Origin of the sequence: Parabacteroides sp. AF27-14, assembly GCF_003635425.1 — a bacterium.
Taxonomy (GTDB): domain Bacteria; phylum Bacteroidota; class Bacteroidia; order Bacteroidales; family Tannerellaceae; genus Parabacteroides; species Parabacteroides distasonis.
Genome location: NZ_QTLZ01000003.1, coordinates 323,465 through 343,594, shown reverse-complemented (window position 1 = coordinate 343,594; position 20,130 = coordinate 323,465). Strand labels below are relative to the sequence as shown.

Genomic DNA, 20,130 nt, shown 5'->3' with positions numbered 1-20,130 from the left:
CTTTTCAACAAGTTATATCTACTCGTTCTCGTAACCTAGGCTTTGTGTCATATTCGGATTATTCTCCATTTCAACCTTGGGTATCGGGAAATACAAATCTTTCGCATCATAATGCGGATTACCAACACGTGTCTTTCCATACCAACGGCTAATCTCCTCATCCAAGACCTTCCAGCGGCAAACATCTTGCCAATGTTGTACGCCCTCACCGCAGAACTCCATGAAACGTTCCTCCCGAATCGCATCTCTCAAAGCTTCTCCACTAGCCGTTATATCATGGGAACTATCTCCATTATAAGCTCTTCTTCTTACCAGATTCATATAGTTCCGGGCATTTACCTCATCTCCCGTAGCCTGACAAGCTTCCGCATACATCAAATATACATCCGCCAAACGCATCAAATACATATTAATACCAACCCCTAAATTCAACTCATTCACCGTACTTTTCAACGGATTGTATTTTCGCATGCTCCAACCTTGAATGTCAGCCTCCGTATCCTTATATTTCAGAACCTGCGTCTGCTGTCCATTCATAATAACAGGAGTTCCCGGACGCAAAGCGGCGATATCCAAACGAGGATCTCCATTAAAACGTTTAATATTCGCATCATGAAAGAAAATATTACCCCAACCGGCCGCCTCAACATCTCCACTTGCGTTCTGGAAACATAAGGCAGCGATCAATCCATATTGAGAACCTTCTCCATACCAAAAATATCCGGAAGTGTCCCCATTACGGAAATTAATCTCTAAGATCGATTCTCTATTAAATTTCTCCTGAGCCTCATTAAACATCTTCGCATATTCATTGAAAGGGAGCAATTCTTTTCCGGAAGAATCAATAACCTCTTTCAACGCTTTCTTTGCCGCATCATAATTACCCATATACAAATTCGCTTGCCCGATGTAACTAGTAACGGCAACAGAGGTTGGACGTGGATAGTCCGCCCGCTCTTCCCATACAGCAGGTAGCAAAAGTTTGGCTGCCTCATAATCTTTCAAGATCTGATCGTAAACCTCGGCCACCGTGCTACGTTCTATATTTAGCATATCCGGAGTCGATGCTACCTGTAAACGAACAGGTACACCTTTTCTATCGCCCTCCCCGTTGCAAGGATATCCCTCTCCAAAAAACGCTACTAACTGTTGGTGTGCCCAACCTCTCCAAAACAAAGCTTCTCCCTTCATCTGCGAAAGCCTTACTAAATCCGCATCTGTAAACTTCTCCTTGTCGATTCTTTCCAATTGCTCCAATACGGTATTCGCACAAGAAATCATTTTATAATAACCAATCCATAACGTCCCAATGTAAGCATTATCAGAAGTCACTTGATTGGTCGCCAACTGGTTCCAGTTGGCGTCACCAGTCCAAGCCATATCTACCGTATGATCCACACAGAATGTCCCTTTCGCCATAACCCTCTTTCCATACAAAGGCACAGCGACCATATTCGCATAAACTGATGTTACGATAGTCTCCATATCCGTCATAGATTTAGGGTAGACACTTGGAGATAACGCACTGGGATTTGATAAATCCAGAAAACTATCCGAACAACTATTAAAAGTTAACGCAGCAGCTAATAATATAACTAATTTCTTCATCTTCCTATTAATTTAGAGGGTTAAACTTAAACCGCCCATAATGGTGCGGGTGGATGGAGCCCGTTTCACAGAATACATATTTCGTTCCAAATATCCACCACCCAATTCAGGATCTCCTTGAAACTTTGTGATAATAAATAAATTATCGCAATTAATATAAAACTTCAAACCTTCTATCTTCAAATGAGAAAGTATTGATTTCGGTAAATTATAGCCGAAATGTAAATTCTTCAATTTAAAGAAAGAACCATCCTCCACAAAATAAGAGGAGACATTCTTGAAGTTTCCATTCGGGTCCTCTTTCGTTACTCGAGGATGTGAAGTAGCCCGGTTCGTCGGACTCCACGCCTCATATACCTTATAAGTCGTATTATAGTCGCCATAGAAACTTCTTTCATAAAGCTTAGCGCTATTAAAGACATCAACACCTGCGTTTCCTAACCAGCCCATACTTAAATCAAAGCCTTTCCATGACAAATTTATATTCAATCCATACATCAAATCCGGCCAAGGATTACCGATATATGTCTTATCCTCATTCGTCACCTTTCCGTCTCCATTTAAATCCTTATATTTCAAATCACCCGGAGCCGTACCTGCTTGTTGGTACACCCCATCCGGAGATTGAGCGTTTAAGGCATCGATTTCCGCTTGGTCTTGAATAATACCATCCACGACATATCCATACATCTGTCCCATCGGTTGTCCATTTTCCGTACGATAAATAGAACTATTCAAAGCCGCATCGCTTCCAGCCCAAATGATCGGATTCACTTGGTCACTTAACTTTACCACTTTGTTCTTGTTGGTAGACAACGTAAAAGCCACGTCATACCTGAAATCTTTATAGGAATCCCTCCATTGAACCATCCATTCGAAACCTCTATTGCTTATCTTTCCGATATTAGCCCGATAAGAAGAAGTCTCGCTAAATGGTTCCGAAGAAGGTCCGGCAGAAGGTGGCACACCTACTGAATATAACATATCGGAAGTTTTCTTATCATAATACTCGATTGTCGTATTCAAGCGATTATCCAGAAAACTTGCGTCAACACCTATATTCCATTGGGCCACGTCTTCCCATTTAATCGTAGCATTCGCAACATTTGAATACCAGAATCCTCTCTGCGTATTTTGCCCATCATATGAATAATATAGATAATTATTCGTAAAAGAAGGTTCATACAAGAATTGAGGAATTGTATTGTTACCAATTTTACCATAACTTCCTCTCAATTTCAACTGAGACATCCATGTTATATTATCCTTTACGAAGCTCTCTTTTCCCACATTCCAACCGACAGAAGCAGAAGGAAACACACCAAACCGATTCTCTGGACCAAAGTTATCATAACCATCCCGACGAATACTAGCCTCTAGCAAATACCTGTCATCATAAGCATAGTTTACACGAGCGAACTGGGATAAACTACGACCTTCCGTTTTCGTTCCGGATACATCTTTATCTCCCGTACCTAAACTAATATCATCCGAAGGCTGAACCAAAAAGCCGTTTTTCCAACCACCTGCCGAAGAAGCCGTCGCCCGATAAGCCTCGTAGCCAACCATACCTTTTACATAGTGTTTCTCCCCAAAAGTATGGTCATAGGTCAATGTATATAACATACGTAAATCATAACCGGAGCCATAATCTTTCGAGTAATAATCCTGTTGAGATAAAGATCCCAAATTCCATGACTCTAAGAACAAATTATTCGCATGGGAGTCAAAATTGGCAGAGAAATTCGCTTGGAATTTTAAATCATTGATAATCTCCCAATCCAAAATCGCATTTGCCCGGGCCCAAAACCTACGTTCATTCTCATGATGAGACATTAGTGTAGCCACATGATTAGGTCCCTCGTAGTAACCACCTGCCGGATGTTTTCCCCAACCTCCACCAGCTTCGTTGGTATTATCATAAGGCACCATCGTAGGAACTTGGCGGTAATAAACATAATCATTATTCGTCTGCCCATACAAATGGGGATCCGTATTATTAAAACCAACAGTCAGGATCTCGGAAAATTTCACGCGTTTACTTATATTTGTCTGGCTAGCCACACGGAAATTACCCGCATCCTCAAATGAATAACGTTCGATAAACTGATTCTTATAGAACTCCGCAGACATATTAAATGTAGTTTTCTCATTACCACCCGTCATCTGTAAAAAATAGTTTTGCCTAAAAGCATTACGCCAAACCAGATCTTCCCAGTCTGTATCTGGTAGCGAAGCGGGATTATCCCAGCCGGAATTGGGATTATTAGGGAAGCCTGCCGCCAATTTCCGGTCAATAAAGTCCGCGGTATGCAGCATATCCGGCAAATCGATCGGAGTCTCTATTCCAAAGTTTACTCTCGCATTAATAGAAAGTTTCCCTATCTTTCCCTTTTTAGTGGTAACAAGGATCACACCTCCTGCTCCCCGGGCACCATAAATAGCAGTCGAAGCCGCATCCTTCAAGATCTCGATAGATTCTATATCATTAAAATTAGGAGCGCTACCCGGCACTCCATCCACGATCCACAACGGATCTGCGCCATTGATAGAAGCCGCTCCACGAATGATAATATTCCCATTGGAAACATTGACACCTGCCACACGGCCTTGAATAACATGCGACACATCCATATTTAAATCATTAAAATCATCCGTCTTAATAGAAGCCACAGATCCCGTTACATTCGACTTCTTCTGCACGCCATAACCAACAACGACTACCTCATCCAGTTTTTGAGTATCTTCCTTCAAATTTATCATTAAACTTGATTTTCCGTTCACAGCTACATCTTGAGTATTAAACCCAATATACGAGATCTGTAAAATACCGCTATCATTTATATTTAATGAGAAATTTCCCGAAATATCCGTTACCGTTCCATTCGTAGTTCCTTTCTCAACAACATTCGCTCCGATAATCGGTTCACCGTTACTATCCACGACAGTACCAGATACCAGCTTTACATTACCGGCAGTCTTTAAAGTTACGACAATTGAATGCCCTGTCATCGTATATTGCAAGTCTCTTTGATGCAGTACATCATCTAACAAACGCCGAATCGGCTGATTCGTCACGTTTAAAGTTACCTCTTTCTTTCCTTCCACTATAGCATCCCGATAAGAGAATATATATGTGGTTTGCTTCTCTACAGCCTCAAAAAATTGCTTTAATGTAGCATTCTTCATGGAAAGAGTGACACTTCCTGTCTGAGCTAATACCAAAATAGGATTAAAAAACAGAAATAGAGCCAAAAAAATTATATAGCTACATTGATTTTTTCTACTTTTGAACATATATTATTTTTTAAAATTGATACAATCCGTTTTATGGCTTGATCGCCATTCTCGTAAATGGAGTATTAATTGGGGAACCGGAAAATCTCGACCATTTTTCGGTTCCGTTTTTATTATGAAGAATCTTGTCGCATAAGAACTGATTTAAGGTTATACATTTTATTTTCACTCGCTCAAGGATGTATAAAGATATCATCTCCTCGTATATCATATGTAAAGTCATAATGCCTCTCTAAAAGGTCCATTACCTCTACGATATATTCACTATCAAAATTTCCGGTAAATAAGTCATTCGCTAAAGAAAAATCATTCAAATGGATATTCATGCCATATCTACGCTCTAGTTTGGCCAAGACATCACTTAATTTCGTTGATCGAAAAACGAGGTCTCCTCTTAACCACGCCGTTTCAAATCGATTATCTGTTTTCTCCACGGTTATAATACCCGATTCTTTATTGAACAATGCTTTTTCATTTGGTTTTAGATAAACGACACGAGAAGGGTCTGAACAAGTCTGTATCTTGATCCGTCCCGATATCAAGGCCATTTCCATGACATTCTCCCGCTCATACGAATACACATTAAAACTTGTGCCCAACACTTCTATATCCAGATATTCAGTATGTACCACGAAAGGTTTATCCTCATTCCGAGTCACCTCAAAATAGGCCTCTCCCTCTAAATTGACCTGTCGAAGCTCTCGACCGAAATCGTGAGTGAAACTTAAGCTCGATTCCGCATTTAGTTTTACTTGTGTTCCATCCGGTAAAGTCACCCCCGATCTTTCCCCTCTATCGGCATGAACCACTAAATTGCCAATGCTACCCTTCTGATCGACTGGATTGAAATATAAATAACCAGACAATATACTTAATAAAGGTATTAATAGTATTGCGGCGATACGAGCCAGTTTCCTAAACACCATAACGAATCGTTCTTTTCTCGTTCGATTTTGAATCTCACTGAACATATCTCGTATGATTCTCTCATCAACCTCTTCAAAGGGTCGCCCATTTTCCCATAAATGAGACAATGACAGCGATAATTCATCATCATCAGACAAATTAACCAAAAGCCGTAGTGTTTTCAACTCTTCCGTAGAGATCGTATGATCCATGTACTTTGAGAGCAAATAATATGTATGTGATTCCTGCATAATATCCTTTTTATAAGGTATACACATGAGCCGTTAATTTATAACATGCCTTTTTAGATGTTATAAAACATAAGAATATTATTTTTCAATTTTATTTATCCGATAAAGAAAAGAGAGAACAGCAAAGCATACTTACCGAGCTCCTTTCTTAAAACATGTAAGGCTTGCGATAACTGGTTACGCACAGATTGTTCTGAAATTAAGGCTTTAGCCGCTATTTCTGTTATAGTTATACCTTGTTCCTTATTTAACTCAAACAGTTCTCGTTGGCGAGGTGTCAACTTTTGTTTCGCTATTTCCAGTCTATGGTTAAATTCCTCAAAAGATAATTTACGTTCAATCGCTGTTTCCTCTCCATCTCCAGACTCATTCAGTACAACATCTTCCAAAAAAAGCGGACCATTTGCCTGCCTACGAAACTCATTCAATAATTGGTTCTTGGCCATCGTAAATAGGAAAGCACTGAAAGACATATCTAAATCAATTTGTTCTCTCCGCACCCACACTTTGATAAATGTCTCTTGTACAATATCTTTTGCAAGAGCATCAGAATGAGTCAAGTGCAATGCGAACGCATATAGGCGTGAAGCGTATGATTCATACAGTTTCGTAAAGTCTCTGTATGAACCGCTTCGTAATCGTTCTAGGTATATCCGTTCTACATCCATCTCCTCTAGCACATATTGACCGAACAAATATAAAATAAAAAAATAAGAAGAGGTTATTTCCTCTTGAAAAGCAGGGTAACCGCATCATTTTTTACAGGAGACCGTTTGACTTTTACTACCTACTTCCCCATAAGATATATACTTCATCAGTAAATTAAGTAATACTTCATCGGTAAAGGAGATCTAGTACGTGGATCGGAATCAGAAGGTAATCAACGAAATTCCAAACTAACCGAATGAAGTCCTGTGTCAGACAAACAGAACAAATCGGCAACTTTTTCAAGCTGCCGATTCATTTTTTCAGGCTATAACTTATTCCGAACTCGCATTAATAAGCTTGATACTTCCCATTAACAAACACATCCTTCACCGCATTCAAATAGCCGAAACCATACTTCACATCCGGTAAGAGGTAAGCTCCTTCCACCCATTCATTCCAAGCGTAAACCGTGATTAGTTTAGGCTGTTCTGGATGCCTGTCACAATACTCTTTCGCCTTTTGCAAAAAAGCGGCAAAAGCCTCTGGGGATTGATTAAAATGCACCACGTCCTTCTGTGTTTTATGCGGGAAACGTGGCGTATCGTCCCAACCTATAGATGCGTTGGGGAAATAAGGGATAGAAACGGCTTCGCTCCATTTCTCCAAACGCTCGAAAGCCTCTTTTCCCCATTGAATGTAATCTTCCGGATGTGGGCCTCCCCAATTATACAAAGTTAAGCTATTAATACCTAACATCTCTATTTGCTTCAAGAAATCAGCATTCGGTACACCACCCGTCATTAATTGAACATGCAATCCGGGGAAACCAGCTTTCTTAACTTCCTCTCTGAAATAGTCCAAACCTTTGCGAGTTTCCTCCAATGAACTGAATGTTTTGATCAAATTGTCCATACTAAAAACAGAGAAGACAGCTTCCCCATTTATCTTATAATAATTGGGGCGTTTGAAATATTATCAATAATGCGCTTCACGATGATCTTGAAATTGGGCCAATCAATCGCCCCATTTCACAGACGAGAGTTATCCTCCTTATAACGATGTACATTCCAGTAATTACGAGCCACATCGTGATCGGCCCACATAATATAGAAATTCATCTTTTGGTTGTTCTTGGCTTTCAGGAAACCATCATTCAAACATCCCTCCAAGAACGGTCCATTGTTGAACCAATACCAATCAAAAATAAACGTATTCACCCCATGATCCGTGGCGGCCTCGATCCAACGCTCCATCACCTTGGGATCGTTATCCAACTCATAACCCCATAAGGGAATCTTAGGCTGGTAATGACCCGGAAACCGGGGATTACCTTTCTTGATGATCTCCCACTCACCCGTCTTCTCTGGCCATAATACTTCCCGTCCCATCGGGTCATCATGACAGGAAGGCCAAATATAAGCCGCAACTGTATATTCGGATGTCTTTCCCGAATGTCCCACGTTTTCATTTCCATTGTTATCAGCCTTTACACCAAGGCTCACCAATACTAACGCTAACAAAGTACCATAAAATACACTACATTTTCTCATAACGATTTTTATTAAAATTCACCAACATGGATTTTGTTTCAAAGATACACTAGAATGGCAAACTCTTCCTATCAACTTTATATTCGCTGACAAGAAGAGCTTGTCGTTTTATGAATTTACAATGTATACCTTATCGGATGCTTACCATAATAATCCCTCATAAAAAGGAGTATGCTTTTCGGCATACCCCTTTCTATTAAAACAGACAAAGCTCTCTTTCACACAACCCATTCAAAGGTATTAATCAGCCCAAAACGTCTCAGATCTAGGAAATATAGGGAATCCTGTCACCCTGTCATTCTGATCTGGTCTACGCCGCTTCCACCAAGGATGATCCTTTGTCTCTTTCTGCCATTCCACAAGTAGTTTCGCCAACTTCTTACAGTCTACCGCATAAGGGAGACGATCGGCCACATTCTCCAACTCATTGGGATCTTTCTTTAAATCATAGATCTCGACCATAGCCCTTGGAGCTACGAATATCTGAGACTGTTCAGGTTTCAAAGTCCCATTTCGCTGATTTTGTTTCAACTCAAACCAGCTTAAACTAGAGCTTAAATCCATCGCCGTACCATGCGGAATATCGTAATACGCATTATAGATCAGTTTGATATTCTCCGTGCGGATACAACGAATATACTCGTCCGTGTCATGCCAATTCCGCTCCGAGAAGATATAATCACGTCCCCTCAATGACGGATCAAACAACAGCTTGCGAAAGCTCTTACTATAAACGCACTCATCCATCCGTACTCCAGCAAAATCCAACAACGTAGCCGCCAAATCCACCGTGCTGACCAACCCACTAGAATGCACCTTATTCTCAGGGATCATACCCCTCCACATAAACACCAGAGGAGTCTGTATGCCTGAATCATATAAAGAACCCTTACAACGGGGGAATGGCATTCCGTTATCACTCAAAAAGACAATAATGGTATTCTCCATCAGCTTTTTCTTCTCCAAGACGGAGATCATCCGACCTATATGCCCGTCCATACGAGTAATCTCATCATAATAATCCGCCAGATCCCGCCGTGTATCCGCTCCATCCACCAAATAAGGAGGAACCTTCACTCTTGAAGGATCATTCTCCTGAGGGCAGACATCACGGAAATAAGGACGGTGGCAATCATGGAATCCTACCCAAAGAAAAAACGGATGATCAGCACTATCATCAATAAATCGCTCGTAATTCCGAAAGGTCTCTTCGGACAAATCCCCACCATTGGGAAGATACGTTCCCGAGATCATCCGATCAAACTGCTTATCCCCATTGGAACCCCAATGAGTTTTCAACATAGAGCCCGTAAAATATCCTGCCTCCTTAAAATAGGAGGGCATCATACGAGTCGATTCATCGATCGGCATATGCAAATCCTCTGTCCCAATCGTATGGGCAAACATACCTGTCATCATACTGGTTCTAGATGGACTGGACTGCGATGATGTCAAAAACGCATTTTGAAAACGGACTCCCTGCTTTGCAATTCTGTCTATATTCGGAGTTTTAATTGCCAAATTACCATAACAACCAAAGTCCATGCCTGCATCATCCGCTATGAACACCACGATATTGGGTTTCTCTTGAGCAAATAACAAGTTTCCAGAGCCCAAAACTCCACTAAATATCAAAAGTGAATTAAAACATGTATTTCTCATAATATTCTTATATTATTAATAACCTGGATTCTGAGTTAATTCTGGATTAATATCCTTTTCAACCAAAGGTATAGGAAATAACAGACTATTTTCAGATAAACTGATTCCCTTTGCATTAAATACCTCTAACGCCCGGTTAGTCCTTACCAAATCAAAAAAACGATGGAACTCAAAAGCCAATTCAACTCGTCTCTCATGCTCTACAGCCAACGCCAAATTATTATACTTTTTTGGATACGAATCACTTCCATATAAAGGAAGTCCTGCTCTAGCACGAACTTGATTCAAATAAGTTGCATCTCCTGTCAACTCCGAATACAATAATAAAATATCAGCATAACGAATAATCTCAAAGTTTTGTCCAGGGTTTTGCCAATCAGGATCATAGAACTTGCAAGTATAAGGATGATCAACCCAAATATTAGCACCTTCATCTTGATAACCTTGGACAATAGAGAGATTCATACGAGGATCATTTTCTTCATATTCTGCCAAAAGATCTTTACTTGGAGTATTTTTACCTCCTCCTCTAAAAGTGTCAGAAGAACCAGGTAAATGAAAAGACCAAAGAAAAGGAGTATATTGATTTTGATGTTCCGCATTTACATTGTCTACGCCCGACAAAAATTGAGCCTCCAGAATAGACTCTTTACAATTTTTTGTAGATGGGGCAAACAAATACGCATAATCTTCAACATCAACTTTTCCATCATTATTAGCATCCAAACTATATCTTTCAGAATCAATAATTCGTTTTAATTCTATTTTAGCAGAATCTTTATCCCCACGAATCAAATAAATTTTAGCCAAAATAGAAGATGCTGCATAAGTTGTTATTCTGCCAACATCCTTACCTTCATATGACTTAGGTAAATATTCCTTACAAAACAGTAAATCTGCTATAATCTGAGAATATATTTGATTTTTATCTTCACGCAAATAAGAATAACTCTCAGAAACAGTAACAGGTTTTAATAAGAAAGGTACATCACCAAACGCTTGAATCAAATTAAAATATATCAATGACCTAACAAAAATAAGTTCTGCTTTAATTCTATTCAAAAACTCATCAGACGTAAAAGAGACAGATGTATTTTCCAACCGATATAATACATCGTTAATTATTGAGATGGCATTATAAGCAGTTCGCCACGCTGATAGTATTGTTCCATTATCTGATTTAATTTTATGAAGCACTATATCTTCCGTATACGTATTTCCTCCATCTGTAAAAATCACACATACATTATCAGAGAATCGTTCTCCAAACAAATCAGGTAGCCCATTCGCATTATAGATCCGACATAATTGCCTATAAGCATCATTAGCCGCCAACGACAATTCTTCTTCGGTATTATAATAATTACCTTCTGTTAAATTTGTCTCGGGATAAAGCTCTAACTGATCACTACAAGAGACCATGACAGCCATTACGATTAACAAAATATACTTTTTCATCACATTATGAATTAAAATCCAACATTAACACCAAAAGAAAAAACTTTAGAAGATGGATATATATTTCCCATCACACCTCTTGCAGAAGCATCTGAGGCATCCCCTCTAAACGACTCAGGATCCCAAACATCAGTACCAGTTATCGTAAATAAGTTCAAGGCATTAAAATAAAATCTCACAAATTGCAAACTTGCTATTTTCGAAATATTTTTTGGAAGTGTATAACCAAAAGTTAAACTCTTCAACCTAATATAAGATGTCCGGTCAATCCACAAACTTGATCCTCTCTTTTCATATTCTCCTAAGTCTACAGACAATCTGTAATGCTCACCATCACCAGGATTTTCCTCCGAACGCCATCTATTTGTAACTTCTTTCAAAAAATTTCGACCTTCATGATACATCAACGAACGATGAGCATTATCATCATATATCGCAAAATCATGAGCACCCTGGAACAAAAAACTCAAATCAAAATCTTTATACTTAAAGTTATTTGTAAATCCCCAAATAAATTTCGGATTAGGATCTCCAATAAGAGTTCTATCACCTGCATCTAATACACCATCCTTATTTACATCTACGTATCGACCATCTCCAGGTCTTGCAGTTTTATAATGCGCTGGATCAGCATCGATCTCTTCTTGGCTCATATAAACACCATCATATTGGTATCCATAAAAATTGAACACAGAGTGACCAACCTCATTAATTTTTTGCATTCCACCAAAACTACTTGGAGTAAAGATCATAGAAGCACCACTTGGCCCTAATTCAAGAATCTTATTTTTATTTTTTGATATATTGAAATTCGTACTCCATGAAAAATCTTTATTATCAATATTTTGAGTAGTTATATTAAATTCAACACCTTTATTCTCCAATTTACCGATATTTGTAAATATAGAAGAATAACCTGTTATAGCAGGAACTGGAACATTCAACAACAGTCCATCTGATGTCGAATAATAATAATCTAATCCTACTTGTATACGACTCTTCAACACTCCCCAGTCTAATCCCACATTTAACTGTTGTGTACGTTCCCATTTCAAATCAGGATTAGTTATATTGGATGGATAATATGAAGTTGTTAAATTATTTCCAAAAGCAATTTTAGATTGATTTAATTTCGCCACCCAAACATAATCTTGAAAATGGTCATTTCCTGTCAATCCATAACTAACTCGCAATTTTAACATATTAATCCAATCCATTTTTTTCATAAAATCCTCTTCCGTCACTAACCATCCTAAAGAAATAGAGGGAAAATTTCCCCATTTATTATTCGGAGCAAAACGAGAGGAGCCGTCACGACGGAAAGCTGCAGAAAGCATATATCGGCCTTTATAGTTATAGTTTACTCTTGCAAAATAAGACATCAATGTATTCTTTGTGATTACATCACTTGAAGACAAAACGGTCTTTCCCGCACTTAACGCATGCAATAAATCATTATCATAGTCCCTTCTTGACTGACTAGTCTTATAATAGTCATTTTTATTAAATTCAAATCCTAACAAGAATGAAAATTCATGATTACCCCAAGATTTATCATACGTCAATAGATCCTGAAATGTATAATTCCACTTTCTAGCTTGATCAACTGTCATTTGTCCTTGAGTATAATAAGCCTCTCCTAAGTCATGATCTTTTGCCTCATAATTATTATAATCATTCCTTTTTAAATAATAATTAAAAGAAGATTTAAACTTCAGTCCAGGTAATAAATTTAATGACACATAAGCACTTCCTATCGTATTTAGAATTTGCCGATTTGCATCATTATTTTTCATATAAAGAGGATGGCCCATATTCGGTCTAAAAAGGATTGTATTATATTTTTCGAAACCAGGGAGATATGAATTACAACCAAGAAGACCATTCTCCGCATATACAGGGAAAACAGAAGGATATTGGACTGCCCACTCTGCTGTTCTCCAATAGACCTCTTTTTGATCTCCATAATTAAGACTCATATTGCCACCCACATCCAAATATTTATTTATATGAGTATTCAATTTAAGACTTAATGAGTACTTTTTATAATCAGAGTCTAATAAAATTCCTGCTTGATTGACATATCCAGCCGATATCAAGTAATCTGACTTTTCCGATTTACCCGAAATATTAGCATCCAATTTATGCATTGGTGCCGCATCAAATACGACATCTTGCCAATCAATATCATATAAACTTTCAGGATGCTCAAATGCTTCAGGCCATGTATATTTATATGCACCACGCGCCTCTATTGTATTAGGTGCGTTAGGATCACCACCACTATCAACCCAACCATTTTGTGCGGCATCCATATAAGCCTCTGCGTACTCCCGACTATTCATGACATCAATTTTCTTTAACAATTTTTGAACACCAAACAAGTAATTAATATTTACTCGTGGTTTTTCTGTTTTTCCACTCTTGGTTGTAATCAAAACAACACCATTCGCACCACGAGATCCATAAATAGCCGCAGAAGAAGCATCTTTTAAAATTTCGATAGACTCAACATCAGCATTATTGATCAAATTCATATCATAATCAGGAACAGCAACTCCATCTATAACTACGAGAGGAGCACTACTTGCAGAAATAGAATTAACACCTCTAATCTGTATTGAAGATGAACTACCTGGTTCACCAGAGCCTCCTATCACCTGCACACCTGCAACTTTTCCATACAAAGACTGCCCCACTTCAACAGCAGGACGACCAACAACATCTTCATCCATCTTAACAGAACCAACAGAACCTGTTAAATGAGATTTCTTACTAACCCCATACCCCACTACTACAACCTCTTCCAAAGCCTGAGTATCTTCTTTTAAAGCAATAGTCAGATTTGATTTACCCTCAACTGGGACATCTTGCACATTAAAACCGATAAAGGAAACAACCAATACTGCATTTTTCCCAACACTAATAGAGAACCTTCCATCTATATCCGTAATCGTCCCATTCGCAGTTCCTTTTTCCACGATATTCGCACCAATAACAGGTAAACCGTTTTCATCGACAACCGTACCAGTCACGGTCTTTCCATCTTGTCCTTGACTAAGATTTTTCAAGGATAAGATCACATCCTTACCTACTACCTTATACCCGATACTCGAATCCTTAAACACATTCTCCAACACAGAAATGAGATCTTCATCCTCTATATCAACTGATATCACTCGACTGACATCAACCAGCTTACTATTATAAAAGAAGTGGAAATCAGTTTGACTTTCAATCAGTTCCAAAACTTCTTTTATAGATTGATCTGTCGCTTTAAAAGAAAGTGAGGTGCTTTGAGCATTTGTTGTCATAGCAAATGACATACTAATTGATAAACATACAAGAAATAAGGTCAACTTCATAATTCTTGATATTTTAGATACCAACCTGACAAACGTTGATTTATCTCCATCAAGTTGGAAATATAAATTATTCATCATATTTTTGTAATTGATTTAAGATTAAAAAATAAATTTCTTAGTCGGTTTAAAGACCTTCTATCAAATTGTTTCATATGGGAAGATGCTGGTAACATTTTCCCATATGTTTTTTAGATAGACCAAGTCTACATTCTTGTTCTTTTATTCCATAGGCCCATATTATTTAATTATTATACATTTTTCTTTATTTTCCTTTCCAAAGTATAACTCGAGTACGGTTAGTACCTTTGCTGTCATCTGTCTTCATATCTTCTATACGATAATCAATATTTGAAGATATTCTCAAATAGTCTAGTGTCTGAGATAGCAACCTATTATCTAAAATACCGGTTAAACAATAGCTTTTAATCTCCGCATCCTGAATCACAAATTCAACATTATAGTAATATGACAATTTTTTCAAAGCCTCAGGTAAAGGCGTATCCTTGAACATCAGTTTGCCATCCATCCATGCGGTTTCATACATCGTGTTTATTTTCATCACAGAAATTTCTTCTTTATCCAAGTTGCAAATCGCTTTTTCGGATGGTAGTAACGTCCTATGACTCACATTCCCTGATTTATTCTTCACCTCGAGATTTACGGAGCCCGTCACTAAAGTAGTCGAAATTATATTCTCATCCCCATAAGCTTGTATATTAAATTCCGTGCCTAAAACTCTAACCCTATGCTGATCTCCTGAAGTACTGACAATAAAAGGTTGTTTTTCGTTGTGAGTGACTTTAAAATAGGCTTCTCCTGATAAATATACTTTTCTTTCTTTTTGGTCATAAGACATCGGATAGGATAAAACACTACCCGAATTTAGATAAACAACAGTACCATCCGGTAAATTAAAGCGTGTACGGACTCCCGCATTTGCCTGAAGTGTTATAATTTGAGGATCTCCAAATTCAGAATCAGCCTTTCTATGGGAAAATAAGGTTGATAGCCCAATGATAGCAATTATACAAGCCGCAGCGACAGAGAGCCTCTTCAGCCAATATAAACGGGTCCGTTTTGCTAATCGTTGTTCCAGCTTTTCGTAGGCAATCAATGGATTTCGGCTAGCGATCCGTTCCATCGCATTGTTCGCATAATATATACGGGCGGTCTGTAATAAGATCCTCTTATTATTTTCATCCGCTTCCAGCCAAGCTTCAATATAAGATTTTTCCTCATTGGAAGCTGTGTCCTTTATATACCGTAAAAGCATCATACCTTCCGGCTCTTGGAAATTAATATGTCTATTTTCAGTTTTCATTCTTATCTGTTTCTATAACTAAGACAATCCTGAAAGAACACACCCTTAACTAAAAAGCAATTTTTTTCAACTTTCTCATTTTTAGTCCAAGGTAACCGCATCAATTTTTTTTACGGAAGACCGTTAGACTTTTACTACTTACTTTCCCATAGGATATATACTTTATCAGTAAAGTAAGTAGTACTTCATCGGTAAAGTAAGTATATCTTGCGATAAGGATGTCCTAAAAGTGATATTTCGATGCGGTTACCCTAATTTTAATCTTGAATATCCAAGATAAAATATATCTTTGCTTACAGAAAAGAAAGGATGAAGAAGGTGCTATGGATGATTCTACTTTAATTGAACAAATACAATTAGGAAGTAAAGACGCTTTTAAACAGATGTTTATCAAATTTTATTCGCCGCTATGCGAATATGCTTCCCAATATGTTTCTGATGAGGATGCCGAAGAACTTATTCAGGAGCTAATGTTATTTATATGGGAAAACCGAAATTCCTTATTTGTAGAGATATCCCTAAAATCCTATCTTTTTATGGCTGTTAAGCATCGTTGCCTCAATGCGATCAAAAGGCAATTGTATCATGAGCGAGTACATAGCCTGATTTATGATAAGATTAAAGATCAATTTGAGAATCCTGATACCTATTTCGTAAACGAGCTTACAGAGAATATCGCGAAAGCGATCGAAGAATTGCCTGAGAATTACCGGGAGACATTTAAACTTAGCCGATTTGGAGAGCAATCTAATCCCCAAATCGCAGAGGCCTTGGGGGTTTCTATAAAAACCGTGGAATACAGGATTACACAATCCTTGAAAATATTGCGGGTTAAGTTGAAGGACTATTTACCTTTTATAATGTTCTTGTTCTAAGAATACTCTCCATAAATCCAAAGGCCTGCACGATTGTTAATAATATCAAATCCATAAAAGTTATATTAAACTATTTTGAGTGAACCTTGTCTATCTTTTCGTAATTGTAAACAATGTAATCCATATAGTTATGAAATCGGGAAAGTGCCTTTTGATGTTGTTGATGATCCTTTTTTCACCGATGGCTTTCGCACAGCAAAGCGGTGTTAATGTTACCGGATCTGTCGTTGAGCAAGGTAGTGATACCCCCATCGAGCAAGCAACGGTACGATTGCTGAACGTAAAAGACAGTGCCATGGTACGAGGTGTGGTGAGCGCCCGTAATGGTAGTTTTACCTTGAAAAACGTAAAGAAAGGAAGTTATTTACTACACATCACATTCATCGGATACGATCCATTGTACCAACCCTTGCAAATCACCGGAAAGAAAAACCCCGTAAACGTAGGTAAACTTGAATTAAGCGACGGAGCGATCGAGTTGGGAGAAGCCGTAGTTATAGGTAAGGCACCCGAGGTTACCGTTCGCAACGACACTGTGGAATACAACGCGGATTCTTATAAAGTAACCGAAGGCTCCGTTTTGGAGGATTTATTGAAAAAGATGCCCGGTGTGGAGGTAGATGGCGAAGGCAAGATCACCGTCAATGGAAAAGAGGTGAAAAAGGTAATGGTAGACGGAAAGGAGTTCTTCTCCGATGACCCGAAAGTGGCCTCCAAGAATCTTCCGGCCAAGATGATCGATAAATTACAGGTACTTGATAAGAAAAGCGATATGGCCCAAATGACCGGCTTCGACGATGGAGAGGAAGAGACCGTCATCAACCTAACCGTGAAACCCGGCATGAAGCAAGGTTGGTTTGGCAACGCATATGGCGGATACGGAAGTAAAGATCGGTATGAAGGCAACGCCATGGTCAATCGTTTCGTGAATAATGACCAGATCACGTTCATGGGGGGAGCGAATAACACGAATAATATGGGCTTTTCCGATCTAGCCTCAACAATGTTCTCCGGTATGGGAGGCGGTGGAGGCCGACGAGGAGGTTTCGGAGCGGGTAGCGGTATCACCTCTTCCGGAAACGCAGGTTTGAATTTCAGCAAGGAATTCAAGCCGGATAAACTAACTCTTGGGGGAAATACTCGTTATTCCCATTCCGACAATGACGCTCGTAGCAAGAGCGACCGGCAGAATATTCTTCCCGGAGATAGTTCCTCCTACGATAATAGCGAGGCGATGAGCCGTACGAAGAGCGATAACTTTGGCGTAGACTTTCGCTTGGAATGGAAACCGGACACGATGACTCAACTTATCTTCCGCCCGAGTTTCAGCCTCAGCCATAGCATGAATGACAATTTCAGTGATGCTACCACCTTGGATAACGAACGGGATACGGTCAATACCAACAAATCCAGCAATTACTCGGAAAGTAACGGGTACAACCTAAATGCCAGCATCGATTTCAGCCGTAAGCTGAATAACAAAGGGCGTGTGTTCAGCGCCACCCTTTCCGGAGGCAATAGCGATTCGTACAGTGACGGCATGAACCGTTCCGACATCGTTTATTTCAACCAGACTGATGCCTTGAAGAATAGCATTATCGACCAGCGCTCACGTTACGACAACAAAGGTTTCAATTACCGGGCCTACGTATCGTGGGTAGAACCGATCGGGCATAATAATTTCATCCAAGCCACTTATAGCATCAGCCAACGGAAACAAGAAGCCTTGAAGAATGTTTACAACCAAGACGCTGATGGTATATATAATGTATTAGATTCCGCCTACAGCCAAAGCTATCGCAATAACTTTATCAGCCAGCGGGCCAGCTTGAGCTTCAAGTCTCAACGGGAAAAGTTCAACTACACGATCGGCTTGAATCTGGACCCATCCTATTCCAGCAGCGAGAATTTCGTTGGCGACACGACCTTATCCAAGATAACCCGTAAGGTGGTCAACCTCTCCCCGATGGCTCAATTCAACTATATGTTCGATAAGCGTACGAATCTTCGTATCATGTATAATGGCCGTACCAGCCAACCGAGCATGACTCAATTACAACCGGTAGCGGATATCTCGGACCCGACGAATATCACGATCGGTAACCCGGATTTGAATCCCCGCTATACGAACAACGTATTTATTCGTTTCCAACAGTTCACGCCGGAGAAACAACGGGCCTTCATGATCATGGCAAACGGTAGTTATATCATCAACGATATCGTAAGTTATACCTCTTATAACCAAGAGACAGGTGTAAAGACCACCACTTACAAAAACGTAAATGGCAACTATAGTGGCAACGTCCGTATGATGTTGAATACCCCCTTGAAGAATAAGAAATTCTCCATCAACTCCATGACAATGGCCTCGTTCGCTAATAGCAACGGATATATCAACGAGGAGAAGAATACGAACCGGAATCTCATATTGTCCGAACGTGGTGGTATCGACTTCCGCTCCTCTTATCTGGATCTGGGCGTAAACGGGAATATTCGTTACAATGCCACCAGCAACTCTCTGCAAAAGGAAAATAACCAAAACACCTTCAATTACGGAGCCGGCGGTTACACGACAATCTATCTGCCCCTCAATTTCAAGATAGAGAGTGACGTGAACTGGTCTACCAACTCTGGCTACGGGGACGGATTCAAACAGAACGAAGTCCTATGGAATGCCTCAGCCTCCAAGTCTTTCTTAAAGAATAACCAAGGGACGCTCCGTTTCAAGATCTACGACATCCTGCAACAACGAAGCAATATCTCCCGTTCCGTTACCGCTAGCTATATACAAGACTCAGAATATAACACGCTAGGCAGTTATTTCATGGTACACTTCATCTATCGGTTCAGCATCTTCAAAGGCGGAGCCACTACCAGCGACGTGAAAACGCCGGGTAGAGGCGGACGGGGAAGAGGTCCGATGGGCGCTCCTCCGGGACATCGATTTTAATCCCCTAAGTGGAGACTTTATAAAGTCCGTACGCAACAAAAAACGCACCGGACTTGTTTTTACTTAGGATAATATATAAAAAACTTAGGATAAAATAACGCTAACTAGCGCATTAACAGCGGAGTTTCAATGCTTAGCTAGCATACATTCTCTATGCCCACAAAGTATTATTAACATCTTAAACGGATTATTTTTACCTTTTTTGTGTAAATATTAAACTAAAACATACGTTATTTGTT

At 39.3% G+C, this 20,130-nt stretch carries 10 protein-coding genes and 1 pseudogene; 2 read left to right on the top strand and 9 right to left on the bottom strand.

Annotated elements, in window-relative coordinates:
• Positions 1 to 18: 18 nt before the first annotated feature.
• From DWY79_RS05330 to DWY79_RS05290, 9 genes and pseudogenes are all read right to left on the bottom strand, one after another.
• The gene (locus DWY79_RS05330) at positions 19 to 1,608 is read right to left on the bottom strand and encodes a RagB/SusD family nutrient uptake outer membrane protein (protein WP_122368967.1); all 1,590 of its coding nucleotides are present in this window, start codon (positions 1,606 to 1,608) and stop codon (positions 19 to 21) included.
• A gap of 12 nt (positions 1,609 to 1,620) precedes the next feature.
• The gene (locus tag DWY79_RS05325; RefSeq protein ID WP_233563944.1) at positions 1,621 to 4,797 is read right to left on the bottom strand and encodes a TonB-dependent receptor; all 3,177 of its coding nucleotides are present in this window, start codon (positions 4,795 to 4,797) and stop codon (positions 1,621 to 1,623) included.
• A gap of 281 nt (positions 4,798 to 5,078) precedes the next feature.
• Positions 5,079 to 6,089 (bottom strand): FecR family protein, encoded by a 1,011-nt coding sequence (locus tag DWY79_RS05320; protein WP_122368965.1) that lies wholly within the window; start codon positions 6,087 to 6,089, stop codon positions 5,079 to 5,081.
• A 68-nt stretch (positions 6,090 to 6,157) separates the two neighbouring features.
• A complete protein-coding gene (locus DWY79_RS05315; protein ID WP_122368980.1) occupies positions 6,158 to 6,730 on the bottom strand; it encodes an RNA polymerase sigma factor in 573 nt (190 codons plus the stop codon).
• A 328-nt stretch (positions 6,731 to 7,058) separates the two neighbouring features.
• A pseudogene (locus tag DWY79_RS05310) lies at positions 7,059 to 8,260 on the bottom strand (glycoside hydrolase family 99-like domain-containing protein).
• A gap of 240 nt (positions 8,261 to 8,500) precedes the next feature.
• Complete coding sequence (locus DWY79_RS05305; RefSeq protein WP_122145180.1) at positions 8,501 to 9,922, bottom strand: sulfatase; 1,422 nt, start codon at positions 9,920 to 9,922, stop codon at positions 8,501 to 8,503.
• A 15-nt stretch (positions 9,923 to 9,937) separates the two neighbouring features.
• Entirely contained in the window at positions 9,938 to 11,380 is a 1,443-nt protein-coding gene (locus DWY79_RS05300; protein WP_122368964.1) for a RagB/SusD family nutrient uptake outer membrane protein, read from the bottom strand.
• A gap of 11 nt (positions 11,381 to 11,391) precedes the next feature.
• Positions 11,392 to 14,823, bottom strand: coding sequence for a TonB-dependent receptor (locus DWY79_RS05295; RefSeq protein ID WP_122145181.1), 3,432 nt, complete (start codon positions 14,821 to 14,823; stop codon positions 11,392 to 11,394).
• 184 nt (positions 14,824 to 15,007) lie between these two features.
• Positions 15,008 to 16,066 (bottom strand): FecR family protein, encoded by a 1,059-nt coding sequence (locus DWY79_RS05290; RefSeq protein ID WP_122368963.1) that lies wholly within the window; start codon positions 16,064 to 16,066, stop codon positions 15,008 to 15,010.
• 323 nt (positions 16,067 to 16,389) lie between these two features.
• On the opposite strand from DWY79_RS05290, the gene DWY79_RS05285 reads away from it, so the two are divergent.
• Together DWY79_RS05285 and DWY79_RS05280 are read left to right on the top strand one after the other, a co-directional pair.
• Positions 16,390 to 16,941, top strand: a complete 552-nt coding sequence (locus DWY79_RS05285; protein ID WP_122368962.1) for an RNA polymerase sigma-70 factor — start codon at positions 16,390 to 16,392, stop codon at positions 16,939 to 16,941.
• A 130-nt stretch (positions 16,942 to 17,071) separates the two neighbouring features.
• Positions 17,072 to 19,891 (top strand): TonB-dependent receptor, encoded by a 2,820-nt coding sequence (locus DWY79_RS05280; RefSeq protein ID WP_122368961.1) that lies wholly within the window; start codon positions 17,072 to 17,074, stop codon positions 19,889 to 19,891.
• Positions 19,892 to 20,130: the final 239 nt, after the last annotated feature.

Bases quoted from the DNA above. Each gene is read 5' to 3' on its own strand.
- DWY79_RS05330 (WP_122368967.1), bottom strand. From the start codon at position 1,608: ATGAAGAAATTAGTTATATTATTAGCTGCTGCGTTAACTTTTAATAGT.
- DWY79_RS05325 (WP_233563944.1), bottom strand. From the start codon at position 4,797: ATGAAGAATGCTACATTAAAGCAATTTTTTGAGGCTGTAGAGAAGCAA.
- DWY79_RS05320 (WP_122368965.1), bottom strand. From the start codon at position 6,089: ATGTGTATACCTTATAAAAAGGATATTATGCAGGAATCACATACATAT.
- DWY79_RS05315 (WP_122368980.1), bottom strand. From the start codon at position 6,730: ATGGATGTAGAACGGATATACCTAGAACGATTACGAAGCGGTTCATAC.
- DWY79_RS05305 (WP_122145180.1), bottom strand. From the start codon at position 9,922: ATGAGAAATACATGTTTTAATTCACTTTTGATATTTAGTGGAGTTTTG.
- DWY79_RS05300 (WP_122368964.1), bottom strand. From the start codon at position 11,380: ATGAAAAAGTATATTTTGTTAATCGTAATGGCTGTCATGGTCTCTTGT.
- DWY79_RS05295 (WP_122145181.1), bottom strand. From the start codon at position 14,823: ATGATGAATAATTTATATTTCCAACTTGATGGAGATAAATCAACGTTT.
- DWY79_RS05290 (WP_122368963.1), bottom strand. From the start codon at position 16,066: ATGAAAACTGAAAATAGACATATTAATTTCCAAGAGCCGGAAGGTATG.
- DWY79_RS05285 (WP_122368962.1), top strand. From the start codon at position 16,390: ATGGATGATTCTACTTTAATTGAACAAATACAATTAGGAAGTAAAGAC.
- DWY79_RS05280 (WP_122368961.1), top strand. From the start codon at position 17,072: ATGAAATCGGGAAAGTGCCTTTTGATGTTGTTGATGATCCTTTTTTCA.